This is a genomic window from Azospirillum agricola, from assembly GCF_017876095.1.
Classification (GTDB): domain Bacteria; phylum Pseudomonadota; class Alphaproteobacteria; order Azospirillales; family Azospirillaceae; genus Azospirillum; species Azospirillum agricola.
Genome location: NZ_JAGINM010000009.1, coordinates 118,795 through 143,927, shown reverse-complemented (window position 1 = coordinate 143,927; position 25,133 = coordinate 118,795). Strand labels below are relative to the sequence as shown.

The 25,133-nt window shown below is 69.8% G+C and carries 25 protein-coding genes; 14 read left to right on the top strand and 11 right to left on the bottom strand.

The genetic code is table 11. From position 1 onward, the window contains the following. Window positions 1-47 precede the first annotated feature (47 nt). Genes mnmG through J2847_RS15455 form a run of 4 tightly spaced genes read left to right on the top strand, consistent with a single transcriptional unit; the run spans window position 48 to window position 4,354 of the window. On the top strand, window positions 48-1,955 hold the full coding sequence (gene mnmG, locus J2847_RS15470; protein WP_411800587.1) for a tRNA uridine-5-carboxymethylaminomethyl(34) synthesis enzyme MnmG: 1,908 nt from the start codon (window positions 48-50) through the stop codon (window positions 1,953-1,955). Beyond that, window positions 1,955-2,584: a 16S rRNA (guanine(527)-N(7))-methyltransferase RsmG gene (rsmG, locus tag J2847_RS15465; RefSeq protein ID WP_209779818.1), complete on the top strand. Its 630-nt coding sequence runs from the start codon at window positions 1,955-1,957 to the stop codon at window positions 2,582-2,584. Before mnmG ends, rsmG begins: the two co-directional genes overlap by 1 nt. Before the next feature lie 49 nt (window positions 2,585-2,633). Further along, window positions 2,634-3,431, top strand: coding sequence for a ParA family protein (locus J2847_RS15460; RefSeq protein WP_085555530.1), 798 nt, complete (start codon window positions 2,634-2,636; stop codon window positions 3,429-3,431). After that, entirely contained in the window at window positions 3,428-4,354 is a 927-nt protein-coding gene (locus J2847_RS15455) for a ParB/RepB/Spo0J family partition protein (RefSeq protein ID WP_209779817.1), read from the top strand. The genes J2847_RS15460 and J2847_RS15455 overlap by 4 nt, the downstream gene beginning before the upstream one ends. 15 nt (window positions 4,355-4,369) lie before the next feature. Here the strand turns inward: J2847_RS15455 and J2847_RS15450 are convergent, their stop codons facing one another. From J2847_RS15450 to rph, 4 genes are all read right to left on the bottom strand, one after another. Then, window positions 4,370-4,864: a dihydrofolate reductase gene (locus tag J2847_RS15450; RefSeq protein ID WP_209779816.1), complete on the bottom strand. Its 495-nt coding sequence runs from the start codon at window positions 4,862-4,864 to the stop codon at window positions 4,370-4,372. Between the two features lie 78 nt (window positions 4,865-4,942). Next, window positions 4,943-6,100 carry a radical SAM family heme chaperone HemW gene (gene hemW / locus J2847_RS15445; protein WP_325169419.1) on the bottom strand — a complete coding sequence of 386 codons (1,158 nt, stop codon included), beginning with the start codon at window positions 6,098-6,100 and terminating at the stop codon, window positions 4,943-4,945. After that, window positions 6,097-6,696, bottom strand: coding sequence for an RdgB/HAM1 family non-canonical purine NTP pyrophosphatase (gene rdgB, locus J2847_RS15440; protein ID WP_209779815.1), 600 nt, complete (start codon window positions 6,694-6,696; stop codon window positions 6,097-6,099). The genes hemW and rdgB overlap by 4 nt, the downstream gene beginning before the upstream one ends. Before the next feature lie 31 nt (window positions 6,697-6,727). Continuing rightward, entirely contained in the window at window positions 6,728-7,447 is a 720-nt protein-coding gene (gene rph / locus J2847_RS15435) for a ribonuclease PH (protein WP_209779814.1), read from the bottom strand. Window positions 7,448-7,761: 314 nt separating this feature from the next. Here rph and J2847_RS15430 point away from each other — a divergent pair, with 314 nt between their 5' ends. After that, window positions 7,762-10,026 carry an NADP-dependent malic enzyme gene (locus tag J2847_RS15430; RefSeq protein WP_209779813.1) on the top strand — a complete coding sequence of 755 codons (2,265 nt, stop codon included), beginning with the start codon at window positions 7,762-7,764 and terminating at the stop codon, window positions 10,024-10,026. A gap of 86 nt (window positions 10,027-10,112) precedes the next feature. Here J2847_RS15430 and J2847_RS15425 read toward each other — a convergent pair whose 3' ends face one another. Next, the gene (locus tag J2847_RS15425) at window positions 10,113-10,643 is read right to left on the bottom strand and encodes a GNAT family N-acetyltransferase (protein ID WP_209779812.1); all 531 of its coding nucleotides are present in this window, start codon (window positions 10,641-10,643) and stop codon (window positions 10,113-10,115) included. Further along, a complete protein-coding gene (locus J2847_RS15420; RefSeq protein ID WP_233474552.1) occupies window positions 10,640-11,284 on the bottom strand; it encodes a helix-turn-helix domain-containing protein in 645 nt (214 codons plus the stop codon). The genes J2847_RS15425 and J2847_RS15420 overlap by 4 nt, the downstream gene beginning before the upstream one ends. Before the next feature lie 130 nt (window positions 11,285-11,414). Between J2847_RS15420 and J2847_RS15415 the strand changes: the two genes are divergently transcribed. From J2847_RS15415 to phoB, 6 genes are all read left to right on the top strand, one after another. Beyond that, window positions 11,415-12,977: an ATP-binding protein gene (locus tag J2847_RS15415; RefSeq protein ID WP_209779811.1), complete on the top strand. Its 1,563-nt coding sequence runs from the start codon at window positions 11,415-11,417 to the stop codon at window positions 12,975-12,977. 183 nt (window positions 12,978-13,160) lie between these two features. Then, window positions 13,161-14,201 (top strand): PstS family phosphate ABC transporter substrate-binding protein, encoded by a 1,041-nt coding sequence (locus J2847_RS15410; RefSeq protein ID WP_411800589.1) that lies wholly within the window; start codon window positions 13,161-13,163, stop codon window positions 14,199-14,201. 121 nt (window positions 14,202-14,322) lie between these two features. Next, window positions 14,323-15,705: a phosphate ABC transporter permease subunit PstC gene (pstC, locus tag J2847_RS15405; protein ID WP_209779809.1), complete on the top strand. Its 1,383-nt coding sequence runs from the start codon at window positions 14,323-14,325 to the stop codon at window positions 15,703-15,705. Next, on the top strand, window positions 15,698-16,996 hold the full coding sequence (gene pstA, locus J2847_RS15400) for a phosphate ABC transporter permease PstA (protein WP_209779808.1): 1,299 nt from the start codon (window positions 15,698-15,700) through the stop codon (window positions 16,994-16,996). Before pstC ends, pstA begins: the two co-directional genes overlap by 8 nt. Before the next feature lie 3 nt (window positions 16,997-16,999). Beyond that, a complete protein-coding gene (gene pstB / locus J2847_RS15395) occupies window positions 17,000-17,818 on the top strand; it encodes a phosphate ABC transporter ATP-binding protein PstB (RefSeq protein ID WP_209779807.1) in 819 nt (272 codons plus the stop codon). A 118-nt stretch (window positions 17,819-17,936) separates the two neighbouring features. After that, window positions 17,937-18,641, top strand: a complete 705-nt coding sequence (phoB, locus tag J2847_RS15390) for a phosphate regulon transcriptional regulator PhoB (protein WP_209779931.1) — start codon at window positions 17,937-17,939, stop codon at window positions 18,639-18,641. Window positions 18,642-18,671: 30 nt separating this feature from the next. On the opposite strand, the gene J2847_RS15385 is transcribed toward phoB, so the two are convergent. The 4 genes from J2847_RS15385 to J2847_RS15370 form a co-directional block, all read right to left on the bottom strand. Continuing rightward, on the bottom strand, window positions 18,672-19,175 hold the full coding sequence (locus J2847_RS15385; RefSeq protein WP_085555518.1) for a universal stress protein: 504 nt from the start codon (window positions 19,173-19,175) through the stop codon (window positions 18,672-18,674). Window positions 19,176-19,202: 27 nt separating this feature from the next. Next, window positions 19,203-19,970 (bottom strand): TIGR02186 family protein, encoded by a 768-nt coding sequence (locus tag J2847_RS15380; protein ID WP_209779806.1) that lies wholly within the window; start codon window positions 19,968-19,970, stop codon window positions 19,203-19,205. After that, a complete protein-coding gene (locus tag J2847_RS15375) occupies window positions 19,970-20,887 on the bottom strand; it encodes a sulfite exporter TauE/SafE family protein (RefSeq protein WP_085555516.1) in 918 nt (305 codons plus the stop codon). The genes J2847_RS15380 and J2847_RS15375 overlap by 1 nt, the downstream gene beginning before the upstream one ends. Window positions 20,888-20,982: 95 nt before the next feature. Continuing rightward, window positions 20,983-21,528, bottom strand: a complete 546-nt coding sequence (locus J2847_RS15370; protein ID WP_209779805.1) for a hypothetical protein — start codon at window positions 21,526-21,528, stop codon at window positions 20,983-20,985. Window positions 21,529-21,668: 140 nt separating this feature from the next. On the opposite strand from J2847_RS15370, the gene J2847_RS15365 reads away from it, so the two are divergent. After that, window positions 21,669-22,157, top strand: a complete 489-nt coding sequence (locus J2847_RS15365; RefSeq protein WP_209779804.1) for a hypothetical protein — start codon at window positions 21,669-21,671, stop codon at window positions 22,155-22,157. Window positions 22,158-22,223: 66 nt separating this feature from the next. Here the strand turns inward: J2847_RS15365 and J2847_RS15360 are convergent, their stop codons facing one another. After that, window positions 22,224-23,219: an adenosine kinase gene (locus J2847_RS15360; RefSeq protein WP_209779803.1), complete on the bottom strand. Its 996-nt coding sequence runs from the start codon at window positions 23,217-23,219 to the stop codon at window positions 22,224-22,226. Window positions 23,220-23,357: 138 nt separating this feature from the next. On the opposite strand from J2847_RS15360, the gene J2847_RS15355 reads away from it, so the two are divergent. Then, window positions 23,358-23,861 carry a winged helix-turn-helix transcriptional regulator gene (locus J2847_RS15355; protein WP_085555513.1) on the top strand — a complete coding sequence of 168 codons (504 nt, stop codon included), beginning with the start codon at window positions 23,358-23,360 and terminating at the stop codon, window positions 23,859-23,861. Continuing rightward, entirely contained in the window at window positions 23,858-25,114 is a 1,257-nt protein-coding gene (fabF, locus tag J2847_RS15350; RefSeq protein ID WP_209779802.1) for a beta-ketoacyl-ACP synthase II, read from the top strand. The genes J2847_RS15355 and fabF overlap by 4 nt, the downstream gene beginning before the upstream one ends. Window positions 25,115-25,133 lie beyond the last annotated feature (19 nt).

The following is a 25,133-nucleotide window of genomic DNA, read 5'->3' as shown; positions in this document are numbered from 1 at the left end:
GGAGCAGGGTCTTGGCGTGGCGGGACGCTTCGGTTATGGTCCCGGCCATGCATACTTTTTCCTCCCGTACCTTCGATGTCGTCGTTGTCGGTGGCGGTCACGCCGGCTGTGAAGCGGCCGCTGCCGCAGCGCGCTTGGGCGCGCGCACGCTGCTGCTGACCCACAAGGTGGAAACCATCGGCGAGATGTCCTGCAACCCGGCCATCGGCGGCTTGGCGAAGGGGCATCTGGTGCGGGAGATCGACGCGCTCGACGGCGTGATGGCGAAGGCCATCGACCGTGGCGGCATCCAGTTCCGCATCCTCAACCGCAGCAAGGGCCCCGCCGTTCGCGGCCCGCGCGCCCAGGCCGACCGCAAGCTGTACCGTCAGGCGATGCAGTCCCTGCTGTCCGAGCAGCCCAACCTGTTCATCGAGGCCGGCGGTGCCGAGGACCTGATCGTCGACGCCGGGGGACGGATCGCCGGTGTGGTGACCGGCTCCGGCGAGTCCATCGCCGCCGGCGCGGTGGTGCTGACGACCGGCACCTTCCTGCGTGGCCTGATCCACATCGGCGAGGAGCGCACCCCCGCCGGCCGGGTCGGCGAGGCGCCCTCCCTCGGTCTGTCCGACACGCTGGCCCGGCTGGGCTTTCCGCTTGGCCGGCTGAAGACGGGGACGCCGCCGCGCCTCGACGGGCGCACCATCGATTGGGACGCGCTGGAGAAGCAGCCGGGCGATCTGCCGCCGCCGCCCTTCTCCTACCTCACCGAACGGATCGACACGCCGCAGGTCGATTGCGCGATCACTTGGACGACGCCGGAAGCGCACGCACTGATCCGCGCCAACCTGCACCGCGCGCCGATGTACTCTGGCCAGATCACCGGAACCGGCCCGCGCTACTGCCCGTCCATCGAGGACAAGGTGGTGCGCTTCGCCGAGAAGGAACGGCATCAGATCTTCCTGGAGCCGGAGGGGCTGGACGACCACACCGTCTACCCGAACGGCATCTCGACCTCCCTGCCCCGCGACGTCCAGCTCGGCATCCTCAAGAGCATGCCGGGTCTGGCGCGGACCGAGATGATCCGTCCCGGCTACGCCATCGAGTATGATTACGTTGATCCGCGCGAGTTGAAGCCGACGCTGGAAACCCGCCGGGCGCCGCGCCTGTTCCTCGCCGGCCAGATCAACGGCACCACCGGCTATGAGGAAGCGGCGGCCCAAGGGCTGATGGCCGGGATCAACGCCGCCCTGGTGGCTGGCGGGGTGGCTGGTGGGGCGGCCGGTGGATCCGCCGACGGCTTCGTGCTCGACCGCGCCGACGGCTACATCGGCGTCCTGATCGACGATTTGATCGGGCGCGGCACCAACGAGCCTTACCGGATGTTCACCTCGCGCGCCGAGTACCGGCTGCTGCTGCGCGCCGACAACGCCGACCAGCGCCTGACCGCCAAGGGTGTCGCCATCGGGTGCGTCGGGTCGCATCGCCGCGATGTGTTCGCCGCCAAGAGCGAGGCGCTCCAGGCCGGCCGGGCTCTGGTCAACGCCTTGCAGGCGACGCCGGTGGAACTGGCCCGCCAGGGCATCGCGGTGAATCAGGATGGGGTTCGCCGCAGCGCCGCCGACCTGCTGCGCTATCCGGACATGGATCTGACGGTGCTCGCCCGGCTGTGGCCGGAACTGGCCGAGATCCCGGCCGACATTGCGGAACAGCTGGAGATCGACGGCAAGTACGCCGGCTATCTCGGACGCCAGGAGGCCGACATCCGCGCCTTCCGCAAGGACGAGGCTTTGGCCCTGCCCGACGATCTCGATGTCGACGGCATCGGCAGCCTGTCGGCCGAGATACGGCAGAAGCTGCGTCAGTCACGGCCGGCGACGCTCGGCGCGGCGGCGCGCATTCCCGGCATGACCCCGGCGGCGCTGGTGGCGCTGCTGCGTCATGTGAAGCGGCGCGATTTGCAGGCGGCGGAGTGATGGCGGTGTTCGACGCGCAGGCTTTCCAGGATGACATCGGTGTTTCACGTGAAACATTGGACCGTCTTGCCGCCTATGAAACCGTGCTTAGGAAGTGGCAACCGAGGATCAACCTCGTCGGCCCCTCCACCCTGCCCGATCTGTGGCGCCGCCATTTCCTCGACTCCGCCCAGCTCCAGCCCCTGTTGCCGGACGGCACACGGGTGCTGGTGGATCTGGGCAGCGGCGCCGGCTTTCCCGGTCTGGTTCTCGCCATCCTCGGCGTTCCCGAGGTCCATCTGGTCGAGAGCGATTCGCGCAAGGCCGCCTTCCTGCGCGAGGCCGCGCGGGTGGCCGGGGCTTCGGTCACCGTCCACAACAAGCGGATCGAAACCGTCACCGGCATCGAGGCCGACGTTGTGACCGCCCGCGCCCTGGCGCCGTTGGCGGATCTGCTGGGCTGGTCCTTTCCCTTCCTGGGATCGCGTGGCACCGGCCTGTTCCTGAAGGGCCAGACCCTGGACGACGAATTGACCGCTACCACCAAATATTGGAAGATGCGGACCGAGCGTTTCGAGAGCCGCAGCGACCCGACCGGCACCATCCTGCGCGTGAGCGGCATCGAGCGTGGCGAGACCGACCATGGCTGATACCGCGAATCCGCCCTCTTCCCGCCCCCAGGCTTCCCAAGAGGCTGCCATGTCCGCCGTCACCAGCTCCCTCGCCCGCGTGGTCGCGATCGCGAACCAGAAGGGTGGCGTCGGCAAGACGACGACGACCATCAATCTGGCCACCGCGCTCGCCGTCATCGGCAAGCGCGTGCTCGTCATCGACCTCGACCCGCAGGGCAACGCCTCGACGGGCCTCGGCATTCCGCGCTCGGACCGCCGCGTCGGCATCTACGACGTGCTGTTCGACAATGTGGCGCTGGAGGACGCGGCAATCGCGTCGGCGGTGCCGAACCTGTCGATCATCACCTCGTCGGTCGATCTGTCGGGCGCCGAGATCGAGCTGGTCTCGGCCGAGCGGCGCGAGTTCCGGCTGCGCGAGGCGGTCGCCAACAGCGCGCTCGAATACGACTATGTGCTGATCGACTGCCCGCCGGCGCTCGGCCTGCTGACGCTGAACGCGCTGGTCGCCTCGCACGCCGTCATGGTGCCGTTGCAGTGCGAGTTCTACGCGCTGGAGGGGCTCAGCCACCTGATCCGCACCATCGAGCGGGTCAAGCGCGCCTTCAACCCGAACCTCGACATCCACGGGGTCGTGCTGACCATGTTCGACAAACGCAACAATTTGTCCGACATGGTCGCAGCCGACGTGCGGGGCTTCTTCGGCGAGAAGGTCTACGACACCGTGATCCCGCGCAACGTCAAGGTCTCCGAGGCGCCGTCGCACGGCAAGCCGGTGCTGATCTACGACATGCGCTGCCCGGGATCCCAGGCTTACATCCATCTGGCGGGCGAGGTGCTGCGCCGCGAAAAGAGGCTGTGCGCATGATCGACGACGCCAAGCGTTTGGATGGCGGGGGGGCGCGCCGCGCCAGTCTCGGCCGTGGCCTGTCCGCCCTCTTCGGCGAGGCGACGGAGGATTACTCGCAGCTCGACAAGGTGCGCCAGTCCAAACAGGTGCCCATCGAGTTCGTTCATCCCGGCCGCTACCAGCCGCGCCGCAAGTTCGACGAGGAGGCGATCCAGGGCCTCGTCGAGTCGATCCGCGACAAGGGCATCCTTCAGCCGCTGCTGGTGCGCCGCGACGGCGAGGCGGCCAACTCCTACGAACTGATCGCCGGCGAGCGCCGCTGGCGCGCCGCGCAGATCGCCGGCCTGCACGAGGTGCCGGTCGTCATCCGCGATCTCAGCGACCGCGAGGCGCTGGAAATCGCGCTGATCGAGAACATCCAGCGCCAGGATCTGACCCCGCTGGAAGAGGCGGAGGGCTACCGCCGCCTGATGGACGAGTTCGAGCACACCCAGGAGGATCTGGCCCGCGCCGTCGGCAAGAGCCGCAGCCACGTCGCCAACATGATGCGTCTGCTGGCCCTGCCGGATCCCGTCAAGGGCATGGTGCAGGACGGTGCGCTGACCGCCGGTCACGCCCGCGCCCTGCTGACCTCGACGGATCCGGTCTCGGTGGCGCGCGAGGTGGTGCAGCGCGGCCTGAACGTGCGGCAGACCGAGGAGCTGATGCGGGGCGGCGACCAGCCCAAGCCCCGCAAGGGCGCCGCCGGATCCGCCCCTTCCCCGCTTCCCGCTCCGGCGATGAAGGACGTCGACCTGATCAATCTGGAAGAGGAAATCTCGGCCAGGATCGGCTTGAAGGTGGCGATCAACCCGCAGGGGCAGCGCGGCACCATAACCATCCATTACCAGACGCTCGACCAGCTGGACGATGTGCTGCACCGTCTGGGTGGCGAGGACTGAGACCGTTCCGGCCGGTCAGGCCGGGATGCGCTCGCAATCGATGTAGCGGAAGGGCAGACCGTTTTCCTCGAAGCGGTCGCTTTTCCATGTTTCGATCCAGCCCGGCCCCAACGGCGGCATGATCGTGTCGCCGTCGATGTCCCGCTCGATGCGGGTCAAATGCAGGCGGTTGGCGATGGGCAGCGCCTCGCGGAACAGCGCGGCGCCGCCGATCACGCAGAGTTCCGCCGCGCCGGTTTCCCGTGCCCAGGTGACGGCGCCGTCCAAGCTGGTGAACCAGCGGGCGCCGTCGTGCTCTCCGGCCGGGTGATGGCGGCTGACCACGAGGTTGTCGCGGCCGGGCAAAGGGCGGCGCGGCAGCGATTCCCAGGTCTTTTGGCCCATCAGAATGGGTTTGCCGAGCGTCAGCTCCTTGAAACGCTTCAGGTCGCTCGGCAGATGCCAGGGCAGACCGCCGTCGCGGCCGATCACGCCGTTGGTGGAAGCGGCGACGATGAGGCTGATGAGCATGGCGGGGAAGCTCCTCCTTGGTGAAGGGACACGGGGCCCCCGCCCCGGCCCTCCCCCTTCTCTCGCGGAGAAGAGGAATCAGGCGAGCAGGCTGCCCAGCACGGCGTTCAACCGCTGACGGCCCTCATGGGTCGCGCGGAGCCGTTCGGCGTCAAGGGCCAGGAAGCCGCCGTCGATCAGGCGCTTGAGGGCGGCTTGGTCGAGGACGTCCAAAGGATCGCGGCCGGTTTCCTCGGCGAGGCGGGCGAGCCGGATGCCCTCGGTCAGGCGCAAGCCCATCATCAACAGTTCGGTCCCGCGCGCGGTCCGGTCGATCGGATCGGGAGAGGCGGCGCCGTGGCCGTCGCGCTCGACACGCTCCAGCCAGATTTCCGGGGCGCGGTGGGCGCGGGTGGCGAATTTCCCGCCCTCCAGCGTCAGCCGGCCATGGGCGCCCGGACCGACGCCGACATAGTCGCCGTAGCGCCAGTAGGTCAGGTTGTGGCGGCTTTCCTCGCCGGGGCGGGCGTGGTTGGAGATCTCGTAGGCCGGCAGACCGGCGCCGGACAGCAGGCTTTGCGTCGCCTCGTAGAGGTCGCCGGCCAGATCCTCGTCGGGCAGCACCAGATCGCCGCGCGCGTGGAGGGGGAAGAAGGCCGTCCCCTCCTCGATGGTGAGCTGGTAGACCGACAGGTGACCGACCGCGTGGTCGAGCGCTTGACGCAACTCGGCCTCCCAGGCGGCGACGCTCTGGCCGGGCCGGGCGTAGATCAGGTCGAAGGAGAAGCGGTCGAAGAGGCGGGCGGCGAGCGCGATGGCGCCGGTCGCCTCACCGGCGCTGTGCTGGCGGCCGAGGAAGCGGAGGTCCGTGTCGTTCAGCGACTGGATGCCGAGCGACACCCGGTTGATTCCGGCGTTGCGGAAGGCGCGGAACTTGTCGGCCTCGACCGAGGTCGGGTTGGCTTCCAGCGTCACCTCAAGGCCCGGCGTTACCGGCCACAACGCCGCGATGCGGTCGAGCACGGCGCCGACCGTCTCCGGCTCCATCAGCGACGGCGTGCCGCCGCCGAAGAAGACCGAGGTGACGGTCCGCCCACGGGTCAGGCCGGCGTAATGCTCCAGCTCGCGGACCAGGGCGGCGCGCCAGCGGGCGTGATCGACCCGCTCGCGGACATGGCTGTTGAAGTCGCAGTAAGGGCACTTCGACTTGCAGAACGGCCAATGGACGTAGATGGCGAAACCGGGGTCGCTGGTCACCGGAAGCAGCGCTCCACGAGCTGGCGGAAGGCGTCGGCGCGGTGGCTCATCTCGTGCTTGCGGGCCGGATCCATCTCGCCGAAGGTCTGATCGAAGCCGTCCGGGCGGAACATCGGGTCGTAGCCGAAGCCCCGCGGACCCTGCGGCGGCCACACCAGCGTGCCGTAACAGCGGCCCTCCACCGTCTCGACATGGCCGTCCGGCCAGGCGAGCGACAGGGCGCAGACGAAATAGGCGGAGCGGTCGGACTTGCCGGCCAACCCCTCCTCCACCTTGCGCATCGCCATGGCGAAGTCCTTCTCCGGCCCGGCCCAGCGGGCGGAGTAGATGCCGGGATCGCCGTTCAGCGCCGGCACCACCAGACCGCTGTCGTCGGCGAGCGCGACATGCCCGGCGGCCGCCGCCGCCCTCGCCTTCAGCTCGGCGTTGGCGACGAAGCTGGTGCCGGTCTCCTCCGGCTCGGGTAGGCCAAGCTCCCCGGCCGTGGTGAAGGTCGCCGCGTAGGGGCCGAGCAGGTCGGCGATCTCGCGGACCTTGCCCTTGTTGTGGCTGGCGATCACGAGCGTGTCGCCGGTGAAACGGCGGGGAGCGGTCATGGACTGGCCCTCTCGATGAATGGTCCGGGAGTTAGGCGATGCCGAGCACGGACTTCTGGAGCGCCACCAGCTCGTTCACGCCCTTGCGGGCGAGCGCCAGAAGCTCGTTGAACTGCGGCTCGCTGAAGGGGGTTTCCTCGGCGGTGCCCTGGATCTCGACGATGCCGGCCTTGCCGGTCAGCACGAAGTTGGCGTCGGCCTGGGCGGACGAGTCCTCGGGATAGTCGAGGTCGAGCACCGCGTTGCCCTTGTAGATGCCGCAGGAGACGGCGGCGACCTGATCGGTCAGCGGCATGCTCTTCAGCGCGCCGATCTGGATCAGGTGCTGGAAGGCCAGATGCAGGGCGACGTAGCTGCCGGTGATGGCGGCGGTGCGGGTGCCGCCGTCGGCCTGGATGACGTCGCAGTCGATCTTGATCTGCTTCTCGCCCATCGCCGCGCGGTTGGTGACGGCGCGCAGCGCGCGGCCGATCAGCCGCTGGATCTCCTGGGTGCGGCCCGACTGCTTGCCCTTGGCGGCCTCGCGGTCGGTGCGGCTGTGGGTGGAACGCGGCAGCATGCCGTACTCCGCCGTGACCCAGCCCAGCCCGGTGTTCTTCAGGAAGCGCGGCACCGTCTCGTCGACGCTGGCGGTGCACAGCACATGCGTGTTGCCGAACCGCACCATGCAGGAGCCCTCGGCGTATTTGCTGAAGCCGGGTTCGAGCGAAACGGTGCGCAGTTGGTCGAAGGCGCGGCCGGAGGGGCGCATGGGCATCATCCAGAAATCGGTTGTCGGGGTGTTCGTGAATGGCCGGCAAGCTACCGGCTCCGCCCCATCGCGTCCAGCCTCGCATCCGGGGCATGCGTAAGGCGGGAGGATGGGGAAAAAAGCGGCACAGGTTAGCGCTGACATGACGTGATATGTCGTAGATACAGGGGTTTTTGCATGATTCGTGCGATAGCGGGCTTGGCGAGTGGTGCATCGGGAGACTAACATCCGGCCCCCACCGTCGGCAGCGCCACCGCTTCAGGATCAAAGACGACCGGCGGGCATCAGACATCCGTTGAGGAACACGACACCCCATGTCCGAGACCAAGCGCGTCACCGACGAGGAAGCCCTGCTGCTGCATTCCAGCGGGCGCCCCGGCAAGCTGGAGATCACCCCGACCAAGCCGCTGACGACCCAGCGCGACCTGGCGCTCGCCTACTCCCCCGGCGTGGCGGTTCCCTGCCTGCGCATCGCCGAGGATCCGTCGCTCGCCTACGACTACACCGCCAAGGGCAACATCGTCGCCATCATCTCCAACGGCACGGCGGTGCTGGGGCTGGGCGACCTGGGGGCGCTCGCCGGCAAGCCGGTGATGGAAGGCAAGGCGGTGCTGTTCAAGCGCTTCGCCGACGTCGACGGGATCGACCTGGAGGTCGACACCAAGAACGTCGACGAGTTCGTCAACTGCGTGCGCTTCCTCGGCCCCAGCTTCGGCGGCATCAATCTGGAAGACATCAAGGCGCCCGACTGCTTCATCATCGAGGAGCGGCTGCGCGAGCTGCTCGACATCCCGGTCTTCCACGACGACCAGCACGGCACCGCCATCATCGCCGCCGCCGGCCTGATCAACGCCTGCGACATCACCGGGCGCAACATCAAGGACGTCACGATGGTGGTGAACGGCGCCGGCGCCGCGGGCATCGCCTGCGCCGAGCTGTTCTGCACCATGGGCGTGCCGCGCGGGAACATCATCCTGTGCGACACCAAGGGCGTGGTCTATCGCGGCCGCACCGAGGGCATGAACCAGTGGAAGTCCTCCTTCGCGGTGGACACCGACAAGCGGACGCTGGAGGAGGCCGTCGCCGGCTCCGACGTGTTCGTCGGCCTGTCGGCCAAGGGGGCGATGACCCAGGAGATGGTCAAGTCGATGGCGGCCAAGCCGATCATCTTCGCGCTGGCCAACCCCGACCCGGAGATCACCCCGGAGGAGGTCAAGGCGGTGCGCGCCGACGCCATCGTCGCGACGGGACGTTCCGACTACCCGAACCAGGTCAACAACGTCCTCGGCTTCCCCTACCTGTTCCGCGGCGCGCTCGACGTCCGCGCCACCACCATCAACGAGGCGATGAAGGTCGCCGCCGCCAAGGCGCTCGCGGCGCTCGCGCGCGAGGACGTGCCGGACGAGGTCGACGCCGCCTATTCCGGCCGCCGCCTGCGCTACGGCGCGGACTACATCATCCCGGTGCCCTTCGACCCGCGCCTGATCGTCACCGTCCCGGCCGCCGTGGCGCAGGCCGCCATGGAATCCGGGGTGGCGCGCAAGCCGATCGTCGACATCTCGGGCTACCGGCATTCCCTGCGCACCCGCCTGGATCCGACCGCCGACAGCCTGGAACTGATCCTGGAGAAGGTGCGGGCCAACCCGCGCCGCGTCGTCTTCGCCGAGGGCGAGGAGGAGCGCACCATCCGCGCCGCCATGGCCTTCCGCTCCGGCGGCTACGGCACGCCGGTGCTGATCGGCCGCGAGGAGGTCATCCGGGAACAGCTCGTGGCGATGGGCCAGCCGAACGTCCAGTTCGAGATCCACAACGCCCGCCTGTCCGACGCCAACCGCCGCTACAGCGATCACCTGTACCGCCGTTTGCAGCGCAAGGGCGGGCTGCTGCGCGACTGCCAGCGGATGGTCAACCAGGACCGCAACGTCTTCGCCGCCTGCATGGTGGCACAGGGCGACGCCCACGCCATGGTGACCGGCCTGACCCGCAGCTTCGGCGTCGCCTTCGAGGAGATCCGCCGGGTCATCGATCCCAAGGCCAACGAGCCGGTGTTCGGCCTGCACGTCTTCGTGACGCGCAACCGCACCGTCTTCATCGCCGACACCACGGTGCATGTGCGTCCCAACGGGGCGACGCTGGCCGACATCGCCATCGGCGCCGCCGCCAAGGCCCGCCAGATGGGGCACGAGCCGCGCGTGGCGTTGCTCTCCTTCTCGAACTTCGGGCAGACGCCGCACCCGAACACCGACCCGCTGCGCGAGGCGGCGGCGATCCTCGACAACCGCCGCGTCGATTTCGAGTATGACGGCGAGATGTCGGCCGACGTCGCGCTGGACTACACCCTGATGAAGCGGGTCTACCCCTTCTCGCGGCTGTCCGGCCCGGCCAACGTGCTGATCATGCCGGGCCTGCATTCGGCCAACATCTCGGCCAAGCTGCTGAACAAGATGGCCGGCGGGCAGATGATCGGCCCGCTGCTGATCGGTTTGGACAAGCCGGCGCAGATCGTCAGCATGGGCTCGTCGGTCAACGACATCGTGACGGCCGCCGCGCTGGCGGCGCACGACTCGCTGCCCTGGTAAGGACGGCTCCGCCCTCCGAGGGGGGCTTGGGCACTCCACCCGTCATGCCCGGCCAAGCCCGGTCATGACGGGTGTGCCTTTCGAACTCAGAGATGCTTGTGGAAGAAGGTCGTCCGGCCGGGACGGCCGTCGGGCATGAGGGCGTAGCCGGGGACCGTTCCGGTCCGCACCCAGCCGGCGCGCTCGTACAGGCGTTCGGCCTCCTCCGTCGAGGTGTCGAGCACCAGCAGGGTCTTGCCGGCCGAGCGCGCCGCCTCTTCGGCGGCGTTCATCAGGGCGGCGCCGACTCCCCGCCGCCGGGCGCGGCGATGGACCAGCATCTTGGACAGGTCGCCACGGTGCGGCTGGTTCTCCGGCTGGCCGAGCACGATCTGCACGGTGCCCAGCAGGCTGCCGTCCGCCCGGTCCTCGGCGACCAGCAGGATGCGGGTGCCGGCGGCCAGCCCCTCGGCGACCATGCGCCAGAAGGCGCCGGTCCTTTCCCGGTCGACCGGAAGCAGGAATCCGACGGAGGCCCCGCCCTCCACGCAATCGATGAGAAGCCCGGCCAGTTCGGTGTTCCGGCGAGCCGCCTCCTCGGCGCCGAGCCGGCGGATGCGGGGGCTGTCTTCGTTCATGGAGAGACTCCTCGGCGTTTGGCGTCGCCCTGCCCGGCCGGCGCGGTTTCGGTGGTGAGGGCCACGAGGTAGCGTGCCGGGATTGTGGCGGGGTTGTGGAAGCGGGTGGGCCGGTCGAGCCGCATCGCCAGACAGTCGCCGGCCGCCAGCCGGTGGAGGTCGTCGCCCACCGTCAGCGTGATCTCCCCCTCCAGGATGAAGAGCTGCTGGTGGACGGCGGCGGCGCGCTGCGCGCTGTCGTAGGCGACGCGGGTGCCGGGCGGCAGGACCACCTCGACCAGTTCGATCGGCGACGGGAAACCCGGGGGCGACAGGTTGCGGCGCAGATAGCCGCTCTCCGGATCGCGCCAGACGGTCTGGTCGGCCCGCCGGGCGACGGGGGACGCGTCGGGCCGCTCCTCCTCCGCGAACAGCGAGGCGAGCGTCACGCCGAGGCCGGCGGCCAGCCGTTCGAGCACGCTGGCGGTCGGGCTGCTCTGGCCGCGCTCGATCAGCGAGATCATCGAGCGGCTGACGCCGGCCCGCGCGGCGAGTCCGTCGAGGGTGAGGTTGCGCTCGCCCCGCAGTCCCCGCAGTCGGGCGGCGAGGCGCGCGTCGATGGTCGATCCGGTGTTTTCCATTATAATAGAATGAACGTCCATTTTACCGGAGTCAACGCCGCCGGATCCGGGATGCCGCGCGATGTGAATCTTTTTTGACCGTCGCGCACGGGCTTTCGTGATGGTGTAGAAGGGCGGATCGTTCCTCCCCTCCCCCGACCCGGTGCCGCCCATGCGCCTCAAGGCGATGCCGTCCCCCCGCCTGATCCTCGCCCTCATCCTGATGCTGGCGCCTCTGCTGGCCGTCCTGGCGCTGGCGGTTCGCACCGGCGGCTTGTCCGGCCTCGCGGCTTTCGGGGTCGGGGCGCTGGGGCTGGCCGGGGCGGTCCTGGCGGCGCGGGGCTATCACCGCGACATCGCCGCCGTCACCGACTATGCCAACCGGCTCGGCGGGGAAAGCGGGGACGTCCCGGCGACCCCGCCCGGCGTTCCGTCGGCGCTGGCCGGCCTGACCGCCGCCGTCGCCCGGCTGCAACGGCTGGGGGCGCGGCGGACCGAACGGGTCCAGGCGCAGCTCGACGCCAACGATTCCATCTTCGACGCGCTGCACGACCCGTTGCTGCTGATCGACGCCGAGCGGCAGGTGACCCGCGCCAACCTCGCGGCGCGCGGCCTGTTCGGCGACAAGGTGGTCGGGCGGGAGCTGGCCTCGACCCTGCGCAACCCGAACGTCCTGGAGGCGGTGGATTCCGTGCTGCGCGGCGGTGCCTCCCGCGTCATCGAGTTCACCCTGCCGGTTCCGGTGGAGCGCAGCTTCGAGGCGCAGGTGAAGCCGTTCCAGCGCACCCTGCCCGCCCCGGATCCGGGGGTGGGGCTGGGGCTGGGGCTGGATCCGGACGCCGAAACCGAGGCTCCGGCCCCGGCCGCGACCGTCGCGCGCATGGCGATCCTGACGCTGCACGACGTCACCGCCGCCCGCCGGTCCGAGCAGATGCGCGCCGACTTCATCGCCAACGCCAGCCACGAGCTGCGCACGCCGCTGTCCTCGCTGTTGGGATTCATCGAGACGCTGCGCGGTCCCGCCCGCGACGATTCCGAGGCGCAGGAGCGCTTCCTCTCGATCATGCAGGATCAGGCCAGCCGGATGACCCGCCTGGTCAGCGACCTGCTGTCGCTGTCGCGCATCGAGCTGGACGAGCACATGCCGCCGAACGGCCGCGTCGACGTGGTGGAGGAGCTGGAGAACGTCATCGCCAGCCTGGAGCTGAAGGCCGCCCAGCGCCGGATCCGCCTGCGGCTGGACACGCCGGAGGGGTTGCCGGCGGTCATCGGCGACGAGGACCAGTTGACGCAAGTCTTCCTCAATCTGGTCAGCAACGCGATCAAGTACACCCGCGAGGACACCGACGTGACGGTGTCGGCGGCGTTGGTCGACGGGGCGGCGGTTGGCTTCACCGGCCTGCCCGCCGCCGGGCGGCGGGGCGGCCGCGGCGGCACCGCCATGGTGTCGGTGGCGGTGCGCGACCAGGGCGAGGGCATCGCCCGCACCCACCTGCCGCGCCTGACCGAACGCTTCTACCGGGTCGACGCGGCGCGCTCGCGGGCGATGGGCGGCACCGGGCTGGGGCTGGCCATCGTCAAGCACATCCTCAACCGTCATCGCGGCCGGCTGACCATCGAGAGCGAGGTCGGGGTGGGCAGCGCCTTCACCGTCTATCTGCCCGCCGCCGCCCCCTCCCTGCCTTCCGTCGCCGACGGCGCCGCCGTGCCGGCGGAACGGCGGACGGCCGGCTAGGACATTCGGCGGTCGCCGTCACGAAACTGTCATTGAACCGTAATCATTGCGTCGCCCTCCCCGACTAAGGTCCGGCCCAACGCGACCGGGCACGGACCCGGCCGCAACCCGGCGCAAGGCCAACGGGCCGCGCCCCAACTCCACCGGCCATCGGCCACCGGTTCATCGGAGGGATTACCCGTGATCACCAGGAAGCACGTCTTCACCGCGGCCGCCGCCGTGGCTCTGTCCGTCGCCGCCACCGGCACCGTCCAGGCCCAGTCGCGCGACCAGATCCGCGCGGTCGGCTCCTCGACCGTGTTTCCCTTCACCACCGCCGTCGCCGAGGCCTTCGGCAAGGGCGGCAAGTTCAAGACCCCGGTCGTCGAGTCGACCGGCACCGGCGGCGGCCTGAAGCTGTTCTGCGCCGGCGTCGGCCCGGCCCACCCGGACATCGCCAACGCCTCGCGCCGCATCAAGAAGTCGGAAGTCGAGCAGTGCGCCGCCAACGGCGTCACGCAGATCACCGAGCTGAAGATCGGCTTCGACGGCATCGCGCTGGCCTACTCCAAGAAGGCCCCGGCGGTCGAGCTGACCACCGCCGTCATCTGGAAGGCGCTGGCCAAGGACGTGCCGGTCGACGGCAAGATGGTCGCCAACCCCTACAAGAAGTGGTCGGACATCGATCCGAAGCTGCCCAACGCCGAGATCGAGGTGCTCGGCCCGCCCCCGACCTCGGGCACGCGCGACACCTTCAACGAGCTGGCCATGCTCGAGGGCTGCAAGAAGGTTCCCGAGGTCAAGAAGATCGTCACCGACGACAAGGCCTTCGAGAAGGCCTGCATGACCATCCGCGAGGACGGCGGCTACGTCGAGGCCGGCGAGAACGACAACCTGATCGTCCAGAAGCTGAACGCCAACCCGTCGGCCTTCGGCGTGTTCGGCTACAGCTACATCGACCAGAACCGCGACAAGCTCCAGGCCGCCAAGATGGACGGCGTCGAGCTGACCGCCCAGAACGTCGCCGGCGGCAAGTACGAGCTGTCGCGTCCGCTGTACGTCTACGTGAAGAACGCGCACGCCGGCGTCATCCCCGGCATCCGCGAGTTCATCGCCGAGTACACCTCGGAGCGCGCGGTCGGCGACGACGGCTACCTGTCCGACAAGGGCCTGATCGCCGAGCCGAAGGACGCCCGCGACGCGGCCCGCACCTCGGCCATGAACCTGACGCCGTTGCAGCTCTGATCCTGCCGTGACGCGCGGGCGGCGGCCTTGATCGGGGCCGCCGCCCGCCTTATCGAGGCGGGCAGTCTCTTCGCCCCCGACCTTCGCCCCCCGACCTTCGCCCTCGCCCCGGCGGTTCCGCATGCAGATCACCGTTCTTGTCCTGATATTGGCCCTGCTCACCGTGATCGGCTTCCAGATGGGCCGGACGCGGGCGGCCGCCTCCGTTGGCGGGCGCGTCGTCGAGCTTCATTCCGTCCCCTCCTACCATGGCTTCTACGTCGCGCTGTGGGCCGGCCTGCCGGCCCTGTTCCTGTTCGTGCTGTGGACCGCGTCGGAAGGCTGGCTGGTCATGCAGATGGTCCTGGCCTCCCTGCCGTCGCGCCTGACGACCGGCGACACCCAGAGCCTCAGCCTGCTCAAGGCCGACATCCTCAACATCGCCCACGGCATCTCGACCGGACGCGAGTCCGATCCCGACGTCGCCGCCGCCGCCAAGCACTACAACGCGCTGCACGCCATCAGCGGCTGGAGCCTGCTGGTCATCGGCTCCAGCCTCGCGGCGCTCGGGCTGGCCTACGGGCGCCAGCACATCGGCCCGGATCTCCGCGCCCGCAACCGGGTGGAGCGGGTCGTCAGCATCGCGCTGATCGTCTGCTCGATGGTCGCCATCCTGACCACCGTCGGCATCGTGCTGTCGCTGCTGTTCGAGGCGCTGCGCTTCTTCTCCGCCGTGTCGCCGCTGGAGTTCCTGTTCGGCACCCACTGGAGCCCGCAGATGGCGATGCGCGCCGACCAGGTCGGCTCGTCGGGCTCCTTCGGCGCCATCCCGCTCTTCGCCGGCACGCTGCTGATCACCGTGATCGCCATGGTCGTCGCCGTGCCGATCGGGCTGATGTCCGCCATCTACATGTCGGAATACGCCAACCCGACCGTCCGCACCTGGCTGAAGCCGATCCTGGAGATCCTGGCCGGCATCCCGACCGTGGTCTACGGCTTCTTCGCCGCCCTGACCATGGCGCCCTTCGTCCGCACGATGGGTCAGAATCTCGGCCTCGACGTCAGTTCGGAATCGGCGCTGTCGGCCGGCATCGTCATGGGCGTGATGATCATCCCCTTCGTCAGCTCGCTGTCGGACGACGTCATCAACGCGGTGCCGCAGTCGCTGCGCGACGGCTCCTACGGCCTCGGCGCCACCAAGTCGGAGACGATCCGCCAGGTCGTGCTGCCGGCCGCGCTGCCCGGCATCGTCGCCGCGGTGATGCTGGCGGTCAGCCGCGCCATCGGCGAGACGATGATCGTGACGATGGCCGCCGGCCTCACCGCCAACCTGACGGCCAACCCGCTGGAGGCGGTCACCACGGTGACGACGCAGATCGCCACGCTGCTGGTCGGCGACCAGGAGTTCGACAGCCCCAAGACGCTGTCGGCCTTCGGCCTCGGCCTCGTGCTGTTCCTCGTCACGCTCTCCCTCAACATGGTCGCCCTGCGGGTGGTCCAGAAGTATCGAGAGAAATATGACTGATCTCGTGCAACAGGATACGCGGGCCATGTCCGTCACCGCCGCCAAATCCCATTACCAGAGCGAGGCCTTCGCCCGCCGGCTGCGCGCCCGCTACGCCGCCGAGCGGAACTTCAAGATCGCCGGCATCGCCGCCATCGCCATCGCCTCGCTGATGCTGGTGGTGCTGCTCAGCTCGATCGTCACCAAGGGCTACACCGCCTTCTGGCAGGCGCAGGTCCGCGTCGAGGTGACCTTCGACAAGGCCCAGGTCGAGGAGCGGAACTACACCGCCATCCTGCGCCAGGGGCTCTACGCGCAGTTCCCGGAGATCACCGAGCGCGGCGCGCGGCGCACCTTGAACGAGCTGCTGTCGTCGGGCGCCCCGTACGAGCTGGAGGCGATGGTGACGCGCGACCCGTCCATCGTCGGCACCACCCGGACCGTCTGGGTGCGCGCGGACGACGAGGTCGACCAGTTCGTGAAGGGCTACTTCACCCGCAGCGGCCCCGAGGCCGAGCGCCGTCTGAACGACGCCAAGATCGCCGCGGTCGACGCGCTGGTCGCCAAGGGCGCGCTGGTGCAGAGCTTCAACACCACCCTGTTCAGCGCCGGCGACAGCCGCGAGGCCGAGCAGGCGGGCATCTGGGGCGCCATCGTCGGCTCGCTGCTGACGCTGCTGGTCACCATGTCGCTGTCGGTTCCCATCGGCATCGCCGCGGCGGTCTACCTGGAGGAGTTCGCGCCGAAGAACAAGTGGACCGACCTGATCGAGGTCAACATCAACAACCTCGCCGCCGTGCCGTCGATCATCTTCGGCCTGCTCGGCCTGGCGGTGTTCCTCGGCTTCTTCGGCCTGCCGCGCTCGGCGCCGCTGGTCGGCGGCCTGGTGATGGCGCTGATGACCCTGCCGGTCATCATCATCTCGGCCCGCGTCGCGCTGAAGTCGGTGCCGCCCTCGATCCGCGAGGCGGCGCTGGGCATCGGCGCCTCGCCCTTGCAGACGGTGACGCACCATGTGCTGCCGCTGGCGATGCCCGGCATCCTGACCGGCACCATCATCGGCATGGCCCGCGCGCTCGGCGAGACGGCGCCGCTGCTGATGATCGGCATGGTCGCCTTCATCGTCGACATCCCGCACGGCTGGACCGACAGCGCCACCGTGCTGCCGGTGCAGATCTACATGTGGGCCGACAGCCCCGAGCGCGCCTTCACGGAGCGCACCTCGGCGGCGATCATGATCCTGCTCGGCTTCCTGATCCTGATGAACGGGTTGGCCGTTTTCCTGCGCAAGAAATTCGAGAGGCGGTGGTAAGCCATGAGCGTCCATACCCAGACCCACACCGGCGCCCCGGCCGCCGCGCGCTCGGCCCCGGCCGTGCCGAACAAGATGATCGCCCGCGACGTCAAGGTGTTCTACGGGGCCAAGCAGGCGCTGAAGGGCATCAACGTCGAGATCCAGGAAAACAAGGTGCTGGCGCTGATCGGCCCGTCGGGCTGCGGCAAGTCGACCTTCCTGCGCTGCCTCAACCGGATGAACGACACCATCGAGAACTGCCGGGTCGAGGGCCTGATCGCGCTCGACGGCGAGGACATCTACGGCAGGTCGATCGACGCCGTGCAGCTCCGCGCCCGCGTCGGCATGGTGTTCCAGAAGCCGAACCCGTTTCCGAAGTCGATCTACGACAACATCGCCTACGGCCCGCGCATCCACGGCATGGCGTCGGGCCGCGACGAGCTGGACGAGGTGGTCGAGAAGTCGCTCCAGCGCGCCGGCCTGTGGAACGAGGTGAAGGACCGCCTGCGCGAGCCCGGCACCGGCCTGTCCGGCGGCCAGCAGCAGCGCCTGTGCATCGCCCGCGCCATCGCCGTCAGCCCCGAGGTGATCCTGATGGACGAGCCCTGCTCGGCGCTCGACCCCATCGCGACCGCGCACATCGAGGAGCTGATCGACGAGCTGCGCGAGAACTTCACCATCGTCATCGTCACCCACAACATGCAGCAGGCGGCCCGCGTCTCGCAGAAGACCGCCTTCTTCCACCTGGGCGACATGGTGGAGTGCGACGACACCGAGGAAATCTTCACCAACCCGCGCGACGAGCGCACCCAGGGCTACATCACCGGCCGCTACGGCTGATCCTTGTCCATGGACAGCCCCTCTCCCCTCGTGGGGAGGGGCTCATGAAGAGCCTGTCGTGTTGAAGGAAGCGAAGATGCTGGGTAATGTCGAGCCGCGCGCAGTGAACGGAGCCACCATGAACGCGGCGTTGAAGCCGCTCGTCCTCGTCGTCGAGGACGAGGCCGACATCGTTACCCTGCTGAAGTACAATCTGGAGAAAGAGGGCTTCCGCGTCGCCACCGCCACCGACGGCGAGGAGGCCCTGCTGCTGGCCGGCGAGCAGACCCCGCACATCGTCCTGCTCGACTGGATGCTGCCGCTGATGAGCGGGCTGGAGGTCTGCCGCCAGCTCCGCCGCAACGCCAAGACCCGCGACATCCCGATCATCATGCTGACGGCGCGCGGCGAGGAGGGCGACCGGGTGCGCGGCCTGAACTCCGGCGCCGACGACTACATCACCAAGCCCTTCTCGCCGACCGAGCTGGTCGCCCGCATGCGCGCGGTGCTGCGCCGCGCCTCGCCGGGGATGACCGACGAGACGCTCCAGTTCGCCGACGTGACGATGGATCTGGCGGCCCACCGCGTGCGGCGCAACGGCCGCGACGTGCATCTCGGCCCGACCGAATTCCGCCTGCTGCGCCATTTCATGCAGCATCCGGGGCGGGTCTTCTCGCGCGAGCAGCTTCTCGATCTGGTGTGGGGCCACGACGTCTATGTCGAGCCGCGCACCGTCGACGTCCACATCCGCCGCCTGCGCAAGGCGATGAACGAGGAGACCGAGCTGGACCTGATCCGCACCGTGCGGTCGGCCGGCTACGCGCTCGACACCAAGACGGTGTGAGGGGATGGCGGGAACCCCCCGCCCCCATCCTTACGTGATTGCGTCCAGCGCGTCGTTGCTCAGGCCGCCCGGCACGATGGTCAGCGGGATGCGCAGTTTCCCCAGCCCCCGCCCGGTGTAGTAGGAGACCAGCGGCCCCGGCCCCTCCGGGTCGGTGCCGGCGGCCAGCACCAGGATGGAGATGCTCGGCTCCTCGGCGATCAGGGCCAGCACCTCCTCGTGCGGGTTGCCCTCGCGGACGTAGAGCGCCGGCAGGGTGCCGGTGAGCTGGTTGACCTCGCGGGCCAGCTTCTGGAGCATCAGCTCGGCCTCGTTGCGCTGCTCCTCGCGGATCAAATTCTCCACCGCCAGCCAATGCTGCATCTCGCCCTGCTCCAGCACGGTCAGCAGGGCCACCTTGCCGCCCGACTTGCGGGCGCGCAGGCAGGCGTAGCGCAGCGCGACCTTCAGCTCCGGGCTGTCGTCGACGACGACCAGGAAGATGCGCACCGGCGGCGGCGAGGTCGGCGGCGAGGTTTCGGTCGTCTCGGTCATCTCAACCCCCCTTTGTTTCTTTGTCGTTCACACGCGGCGGAAGGCGGCGCCCGCCGCCCAGCCGGCCGCGACCGCGCCGACCACCGCGGCCACCCCGTAGACGACCGGGCGGTGGCGGGCGATGTCGTAAAGCTCGGCGCTGAAGCCGATCTTCGACACCACCAGCGGCGTGGTCTGGGCGCTCACCACCTCGCCGTTGCGGATCAGCAGCGCCTCGACATTGTACAGCCCCGTCGGGACGTTGGCTGGAAAATAGATGTTGGTGCGGAACAGCCGGTCGCCCAGGAAGGCGACCTGCCCGAAGGTCAGGGCGTAGAGGCCGGCGCGCTGCTTGTTGCGGATCAGGGCGGCGCGGAAGGCCGCCAGCTCGTCGGGCTCCAGCGTCTCGCGCGGGCCGAGCTGGAGCTGCGGCAGGCCGATCTGGTGGCGCTCCAGCACCGGGCGGCCGACGATCTGGTCGAGCGGCCGGCTGGTCGCCACCGTGTAGAAGCTGGGGACCTGCTCGAAGCGCACGCTGTCGGTGTTGATCCACATGCCGGCGATCCGCTCCTTGCGGCGGACGGTGGCGGGCACGCGCGGGCCGGTGACGACGATGGCGACGTCGCCCGCCCCGTCGGTGGTGCCGAACAGCACGACCTCGGTCCCGGTGAAGCCGGTGGTGATGGCGATCAGGTGGCTCGACAGGTCGGCGACGAGCTGCTGGGCCCACACCGTCGCCGCCAGCGTGCCGCCCAGCAGCAGCCCGCCCAGCGCCGCCGCTCCCTGGACCAGACGACGTTTCGACAGCGAAACCATCACGTCATTCCCGAGGTCAGGGTGAAGAGATCCTCCGGCCGGGCGAAGAGATCCCAGGCCAGCTTCAGCGCCACCGCGACGACGATGCAGGACAGCAGCAGCCGGGCCTGCTCGCCGCGCAGCCGGCTTCCCATCTTGGTGCCGGACTGGGCGCCGGTGACGCCGCCGATCAGCAGCAGCAGGGCCAGCATGGCGTCGACCGTCTGGTTGGTGGCGGCCTGCAACAGGGTGGCGGCGGCGGTGGTGAAGATGATCTGGAACAGCGAGGTGCCGGCCACCAGACCCGCCGGCATGTTCAGCAGATAGATCATCGCCGGCACCAGCAGGAAGCCGCCGCCGATGCCCATGATCGCCACCAGCATGCCGCCGACCAGCCCGATCCCCGCCGGCAGCAGCGCCGAGATGTAGAGCTTGGAGCGCTGGAAACGCATCTTGAAGGGCAGGCCGTGCAGCCAGATGTGGCGGTGCAGCTTGCCGCGCCTTGCGGTGGGGGCGCGGCGCCGGATGAGGGCGCGGCTGCTCTCCACCAGCATCATCCCGCCGATGGTGCCGAGGAAGAAGACGTAGGACAGGGTGATGGCGATGTCGATCTGGCCGAGCCGCTGGAGGATCGCGAAGATCCAGACGCCGAGCGCCGTGCCGACCACGCCGCCGGCCAGCATCACCACGCCCAGCTTGACGTCGACGTTGCCGCGCCGCCAGTGGGCCAGCACGCCCGACACGCTGGCGGCGACCAGCTGGTTGGCCTGGGTGCCGACCGCGACGGCCGGCGGCACGCCGATGAAGATCAGCAGCGGCGTCATCAGGAAGCCGCCGCCCACCCCGAACATGCCCGACAGGAAGCCGACCAGCCACCCCATGCCGAGCACCAGCAGCGCGTTGACCGACATCTCGGCGATCGGCAGATAGACTTGCATGGGAGGGGATCGCCGGCCAGGAAAGGTGGGGCAGCTTACCCGACCCGGCCGGCCGGCGGAAGCCGGGTCGACGCCGCGCGACCGGGGCGCTGAGGTCAGCGACCGGAGGAGGCGCGGGCCATGGCGCCGGCGGAGGCGTTGAAGCTCTTCATGAAGCCGCCCTTGTCGGGAAAGGCGCGGTCGGCCTCGCGCCGGGCGGCGTCGAGGTCGGTGGCGTGGATGATCAGCCGGTTGGCCTGGAACCAGACCGGGTTGACCGCGCGTCCGACGGCGCGCGCGCTGGCGCTGTCGAAGCTGACCTCGGCCCGGAAGGGCCGGACGCCGGGTCCGGGCTGGCCCAGGCGGTGGAGGAAGCTGGGAGGCGCGCCCTCCGTCCTGGCGATCTCGCGCTGTGTCTGCCGCAGGGTCTGCTCGGCGATGGAGAGGCGCTTTTCGGCGTCCTCCACCTTGCGGCGGACCTCCTGGAGGGCTTCGTTCTCCGCCGTCCACCGCTCGTGCAGGGGGGTGAGCGCCCGGCGCGCCCGGTCCAGCCCGGCCAGAGCCTCCCAGCCGCGGCGGACGCCGAGCAAGGCGAGCTGCGCCGTCACCCCGAACATCGCCGCGACCGGCAGGACCGCTCCTAAAAATCCTTCGATCGTCATCGCCGCCTCCTGGCATGCCGATTGCTGCCGTTCCCTCATCCGGGCACGGGAGCAGCAAGGATCATGCCGGTCGCGGCGCTGCCGGAGCCTTCGCGGAAGCGGCCCGTCGCCGGAGACGCCACGGTTTTGGAGTGCCCGTCATGAACGCCGCCTTCGGCCGCGTGGATCTGATGGTTCCGGTGCTGGAAACGCTGCTGTTCCTGGCCTGTCTGGCCTGGATCCTGGCCTCGGCCGCGCGCGCCGCGCGCCATGTCCTGACGGTCCGGCGCCGCCGCGCCGCGCTCGACAAGCGCCACGCCGATCTGGAGCGCGACCTCGACAGCGTTCACCGCTCGGTGCGCCAGCAGGACGGGGCGTTGCGTCACCTGGAAAAGGCGCTGGCCGACAAGCAGGAGGAGGTCGAGGCGGCGCAGGCGCGGCTGAACGCGCTGCGCAGCGAGGGGCGGCGGGAGTATGAGCTTCTGAGCGAACGCTTCGGCGAGAAGGACAAGCTGTGGCTTCTCGCGGTGCCGCGCGACGACCGGCCGGCGCGCTGGGCGGTCGCCGCCCCCGATCCGCAAGCGGCCTCGGATCTGCTGGCGAAGAGGGTCACCACCCCGGAGCGGCCGGAGGTGGAGGGGCAGATGTAGGAGCGCGGTCGCCTCCCAAAATGCAATCGCGGTGCGCCGCAACTGCATTTTGGGACGCAGGACGCGTTACAGCAGGCCCTTGGCGGCGATCAGCGCGCGCAGGTCGGCCTCCGGCCGGGCGCCGACATGGCTGATGATCTCGCCCGCCGCGATGGCGCCGATGCGCCCGCAGACCGCCGGGGGAAGATCGCGGGTGAAGCCGAACAGGAAGCCGGCGGCGTAGAGGTCGCCCGCTCCGGTGGTGTCGACCACGCGCCCGACCGGCTCCGCCGGAACCTCGACGACCGAGCCGGCCGAGACGATGACCGAGCCCTTCTCGCTGCGCGTCAGGGCGGCGGTCTTGCCCAGCCGCTTCACCGCCTCCAGCGCGTCCTCGAAGCGGTCGGTGCCGTAGAGGGCGGCGATCTCGTGCTCGTTGGCGAACAGGATGTCGACGTGCGTCTCCACCAGATCGACGAACTCGGCGTGGTGGCGGTGGACGCAGAAGCTGTCGGACAGCGACAGCGACACCTTGCGTCCGGCGGCGTGGGCGATGGCGGCCGCCTTGCGGAAGGCCTCCTTGGCGCCGGGCGGGTCCCACAGGTAGCCTTCCAGATAGGTCACCTGCGACGACGCGATCAGCGCCTCGTCGACGTCCTCCGGGCCCAGCTCGACGCAGGCGCCGAGGTAGGTGTTCATCGAGCGCTGGGCGTCCGGCGTCACCAGGATCAGGCAGCGCGCGGTCGGCGCGCCGCCAAGCAGCGGCGCGCTGGCGAAGGCGACGCCCGAGGCGCGGATGTCGTGGCCGAACACGTCGCCGAGCTGGTCCTTGGCGACCTTGCCGATGTAGGCGCCCTTGCCGCCCAGCAGGGCGATGCCGGCCATGGTGTTGCCGGCCGAGCCGCCCGACACCTCGACGCCCGGCCCCATGCGGCCGTACAGCTCCTCGGCGCGGGCGGAATCGATCAGGGTCATCGCGCCCTTCTCGATGGCGTTGGCGGCGAGGAAGGCGTCGTCGGCGTGGGCGATGACGTCCACGATGGCGTTGCCGATGCCGGTGACGTCGTAGGCGGCCGAGGCCATGGGCGCTCCTTGATGTGATATGCGTGTCGGGGAGGGATTCGCGTTGCGGCGCGAGTATAGCGGCGGCGGCGGCGTTCACAAGCGCGCCGGCCGGGCGGTCGCTTGCATCATGAAAGTGACTGTGGGACAGTCGCCGCCATGAAGCGCACCCGCCTCGCCGACGCCCCCTGCCCCATCGCCCGCAGCCTCGACGCGGTCGGCGACTGGTGGACGCTGCTGATCCTGCGCGACGCCATGCTCGGCAGCACCCGCTTCGACGCGTTCCAGCGCGGCGTCGGGCTCGCCACCAACATGCTGGCCCGCCGCCTGCGGGCGCTGGTCGAGGCCGGGCTGCTGGAGCGCCACCCCTACCAGCAGCGTCCGCTGCGCCACGAGTACCGGCTGACCGACAAGGGCCGCGACTTCCTGCCGGTGCTGCTGGCGATGGCGGAGTGGGGCAACCGCTGGCTGATGCCGGAGGGGGCCTTCCGGCTGGTCTGCAAGGACAGCGGGGCGACCGTCCGTCCGCTGCTGGTCGACCGCGACAGCGGCCGCCCCATTGCCGCCGGGCGGGTCGCGGCCGACATGGCGAGCCATGCGGGCACGCACCACACCGGCACACAACACCACACCGGCACACAACACAGGGAAGACGTTCGATGAGACGAGTGGTCGTCACCGGCCTGGGCGCTGTCACTCCGCTGGGAACCGGCGTGGCCCACAACTGGCGCCGCATCCTGAACGGCGACAGCGGCATCGGCGCGCTGTCCGGCTTCGAGACCGGCGACCTGCCCTGCCGCATCGCCGGGCACATCCCGGCCGCCGGCGAGGGGGCCTTCGACCCCGACGCGGTGGTGCCGCCCAAGGACCAGCGCAAGATGGACCGCTTCATCCTGCTGGCGCTGGCCGCCGCCGAGGAGGCCGTCGCCGATTCCGGCTGGCGCCCGACCGAACAGCAGGCGCTGGAGCGCACCGGGGTGATGATCGGCTCCGGCATCGGCGGCCTGCCCGGTCTGGCCGAGACGGCGCTGACCCTGCACGAGAAGGGCGCGCGCCGCGTCTCGCCCTTCTTCGTGCCGTCGAACCTGATCAATCTGGCGTCCGGCCACGTCTCGATCCGCTTCGGATTCCAGGGGCCGAACCACGCGGTGGTGACCGCCTGCGCCACCGGCGCGCACGCCATCGGCGACGCGGCGCGGTTGATCGCGTCGGACGACGCCGACGTCATGCTGGCCGGCGGCACCGAGGCGGCGATCTGCCGGCTCGGCATCGCCGGCTTCTGCGCGTCGCGCGCCATGTCGACCGGCTTCAACGACGACCCGGCGCGGGCGTCGCGCCCGTGGGACCGCGACCGCGACGGCTTCGTCATGGGCGAGGGCGCCGGCGTGCTGGTGCTGGAGGAGCTGGAGCACGCCAGGCGCCGCGGCGCCACGATTTACGCCGAGGTGACGGGCTACGGGATGTCGGGCGACGCCCACCACATCACCTCGCCGGCCGAGGACGGCGACGGCGCCTTCCGGGCGATGCGCGCCGCGCTGAAGCGGGCCGGCGTGGCGCCGGACGCGGTGGATTACGTCAACGCCCACGCCACCTCGACCCCGGCCGGCGACCCGGTGGAGATTCTTGCGGTCAAGCGGCTGTTCGGGCCGGCGGCCGGCTCGGTGTCGATGTCCTCGACCAAGTCGGCGACCGGCCATCTGCTGGGCGCGGCGGGCGCGGTGGAGGCGATCTACGGCATCCTGGCGCTGCGCGACCAGGTGGCGCCGCCGACGCTGAACCTGGAGAACCCGTCGGAGGGCTGCGATCTCGACCTCGTGCCGCTGGTTCCCAAGGAGCGGCGGATCCGCCACGTCCTGTCCAACTCCTTCGGCTTCGGCGGGACCAACGCCGCCCTGCTGTTCAGCCCGGCGCCCTGACGGGGCGTCGGTTTCCCCG

What these genes read in the sequence shown, in the direction of transcription:
- J2847_RS15370 (WP_209779805.1), bottom strand. Translation starts at nt 21,528, where the DNA reads ATGACGATCGAAGGATTTTTAGGAGCGGTCCTGCCGGTCGCGGCGATG.
- J2847_RS15415 (WP_209779811.1), top strand. Translation starts at nt 11,415, where the DNA reads ATGCGCCTCAAGGCGATGCCGTCCCCCCGCCTGATCCTCGCCCTCATC.
- rsmG (WP_209779818.1), top strand. Translation starts at nt 1,955, where the DNA reads ATGGCGGTGTTCGACGCGCAGGCTTTCCAGGATGACATCGGTGTTTCA.
- rph (WP_209779814.1), bottom strand. Translation starts at nt 7,447, where the DNA reads ATGCGCCCCTCCGGCCGCGCCTTCGACCAACTGCGCACCGTTTCGCTC.
- rdgB (WP_209779815.1), bottom strand. Translation starts at nt 6,696, where the DNA reads ATGACCGCTCCCCGCCGTTTCACCGGCGACACGCTCGTGATCGCCAGC.
- pstC (WP_209779809.1), top strand. Translation starts at nt 14,323, where the DNA reads ATGCAGATCACCGTTCTTGTCCTGATATTGGCCCTGCTCACCGTGATC.
- J2847_RS15375 (WP_085555516.1), bottom strand. Translation starts at nt 20,887, where the DNA reads ATGCAAGTCTATCTGCCGATCGCCGAGATGTCGGTCAACGCGCTGCTG.
- J2847_RS15425 (WP_209779812.1), bottom strand. Translation starts at nt 10,643, where the DNA reads ATGAACGAAGACAGCCCCCGCATCCGCCGGCTCGGCGCCGAGGAGGCG.
- J2847_RS15460 (WP_085555530.1), top strand. Translation starts at nt 2,634, where the DNA reads ATGTCCGCCGTCACCAGCTCCCTCGCCCGCGTGGTCGCGATCGCGAAC.
- J2847_RS15450 (WP_209779816.1), bottom strand. Translation starts at nt 4,864, where the DNA reads ATGCTCATCAGCCTCATCGTCGCCGCTTCCACCAACGGCGTGATCGGC.
- J2847_RS15385 (WP_085555518.1), bottom strand. Translation starts at nt 19,175, where the DNA reads ATGACCGAGACGACCGAAACCTCGCCGCCGACCTCGCCGCCGCCGGTG.
- J2847_RS15380 (WP_209779806.1), bottom strand. Translation starts at nt 19,970, where the DNA reads ATGGTTTCGCTGTCGAAACGTCGTCTGGTCCAGGGAGCGGCGGCGCTG.
- J2847_RS15365 (WP_209779804.1), top strand. Translation starts at nt 21,669, where the DNA reads ATGAACGCCGCCTTCGGCCGCGTGGATCTGATGGTTCCGGTGCTGGAA.
- pstB (WP_209779807.1), top strand. Translation starts at nt 17,000, where the DNA reads ATGAGCGTCCATACCCAGACCCACACCGGCGCCCCGGCCGCCGCGCGC.
- phoB (WP_209779931.1), top strand. Translation starts at nt 17,937, where the DNA reads ATGAACGCGGCGTTGAAGCCGCTCGTCCTCGTCGTCGAGGACGAGGCC.
- fabF (WP_209779802.1), top strand. Translation starts at nt 23,858, where the DNA reads ATGAGACGAGTGGTCGTCACCGGCCTGGGCGCTGTCACTCCGCTGGGA.
- mnmG (WP_411800587.1), top strand. Translation starts at nt 48, where the DNA reads ATGCATACTTTTTCCTCCCGTACCTTCGATGTCGTCGTTGTCGGTGGC.
- J2847_RS15360 (WP_209779803.1), bottom strand. Translation starts at nt 23,219, where the DNA reads ATGGCCTCGGCCGCCTACGACGTCACCGGCATCGGCAACGCCATCGTG.
- J2847_RS15455 (WP_209779817.1), top strand. Translation starts at nt 3,428, where the DNA reads ATGATCGACGACGCCAAGCGTTTGGATGGCGGGGGGGCGCGCCGCGCC.
- J2847_RS15420 (WP_233474552.1), bottom strand. Translation starts at nt 11,284, where the DNA reads ATGGACGTTCATTCTATTATAATGGAAAACACCGGATCGACCATCGAC.
- J2847_RS15430 (WP_209779813.1), top strand. Translation starts at nt 7,762, where the DNA reads ATGTCCGAGACCAAGCGCGTCACCGACGAGGAAGCCCTGCTGCTGCAT.
- pstA (WP_209779808.1), top strand. Translation starts at nt 15,698, where the DNA reads ATGACTGATCTCGTGCAACAGGATACGCGGGCCATGTCCGTCACCGCC.
- J2847_RS15355 (WP_085555513.1), top strand. Translation starts at nt 23,358, where the DNA reads ATGAAGCGCACCCGCCTCGCCGACGCCCCCTGCCCCATCGCCCGCAGC.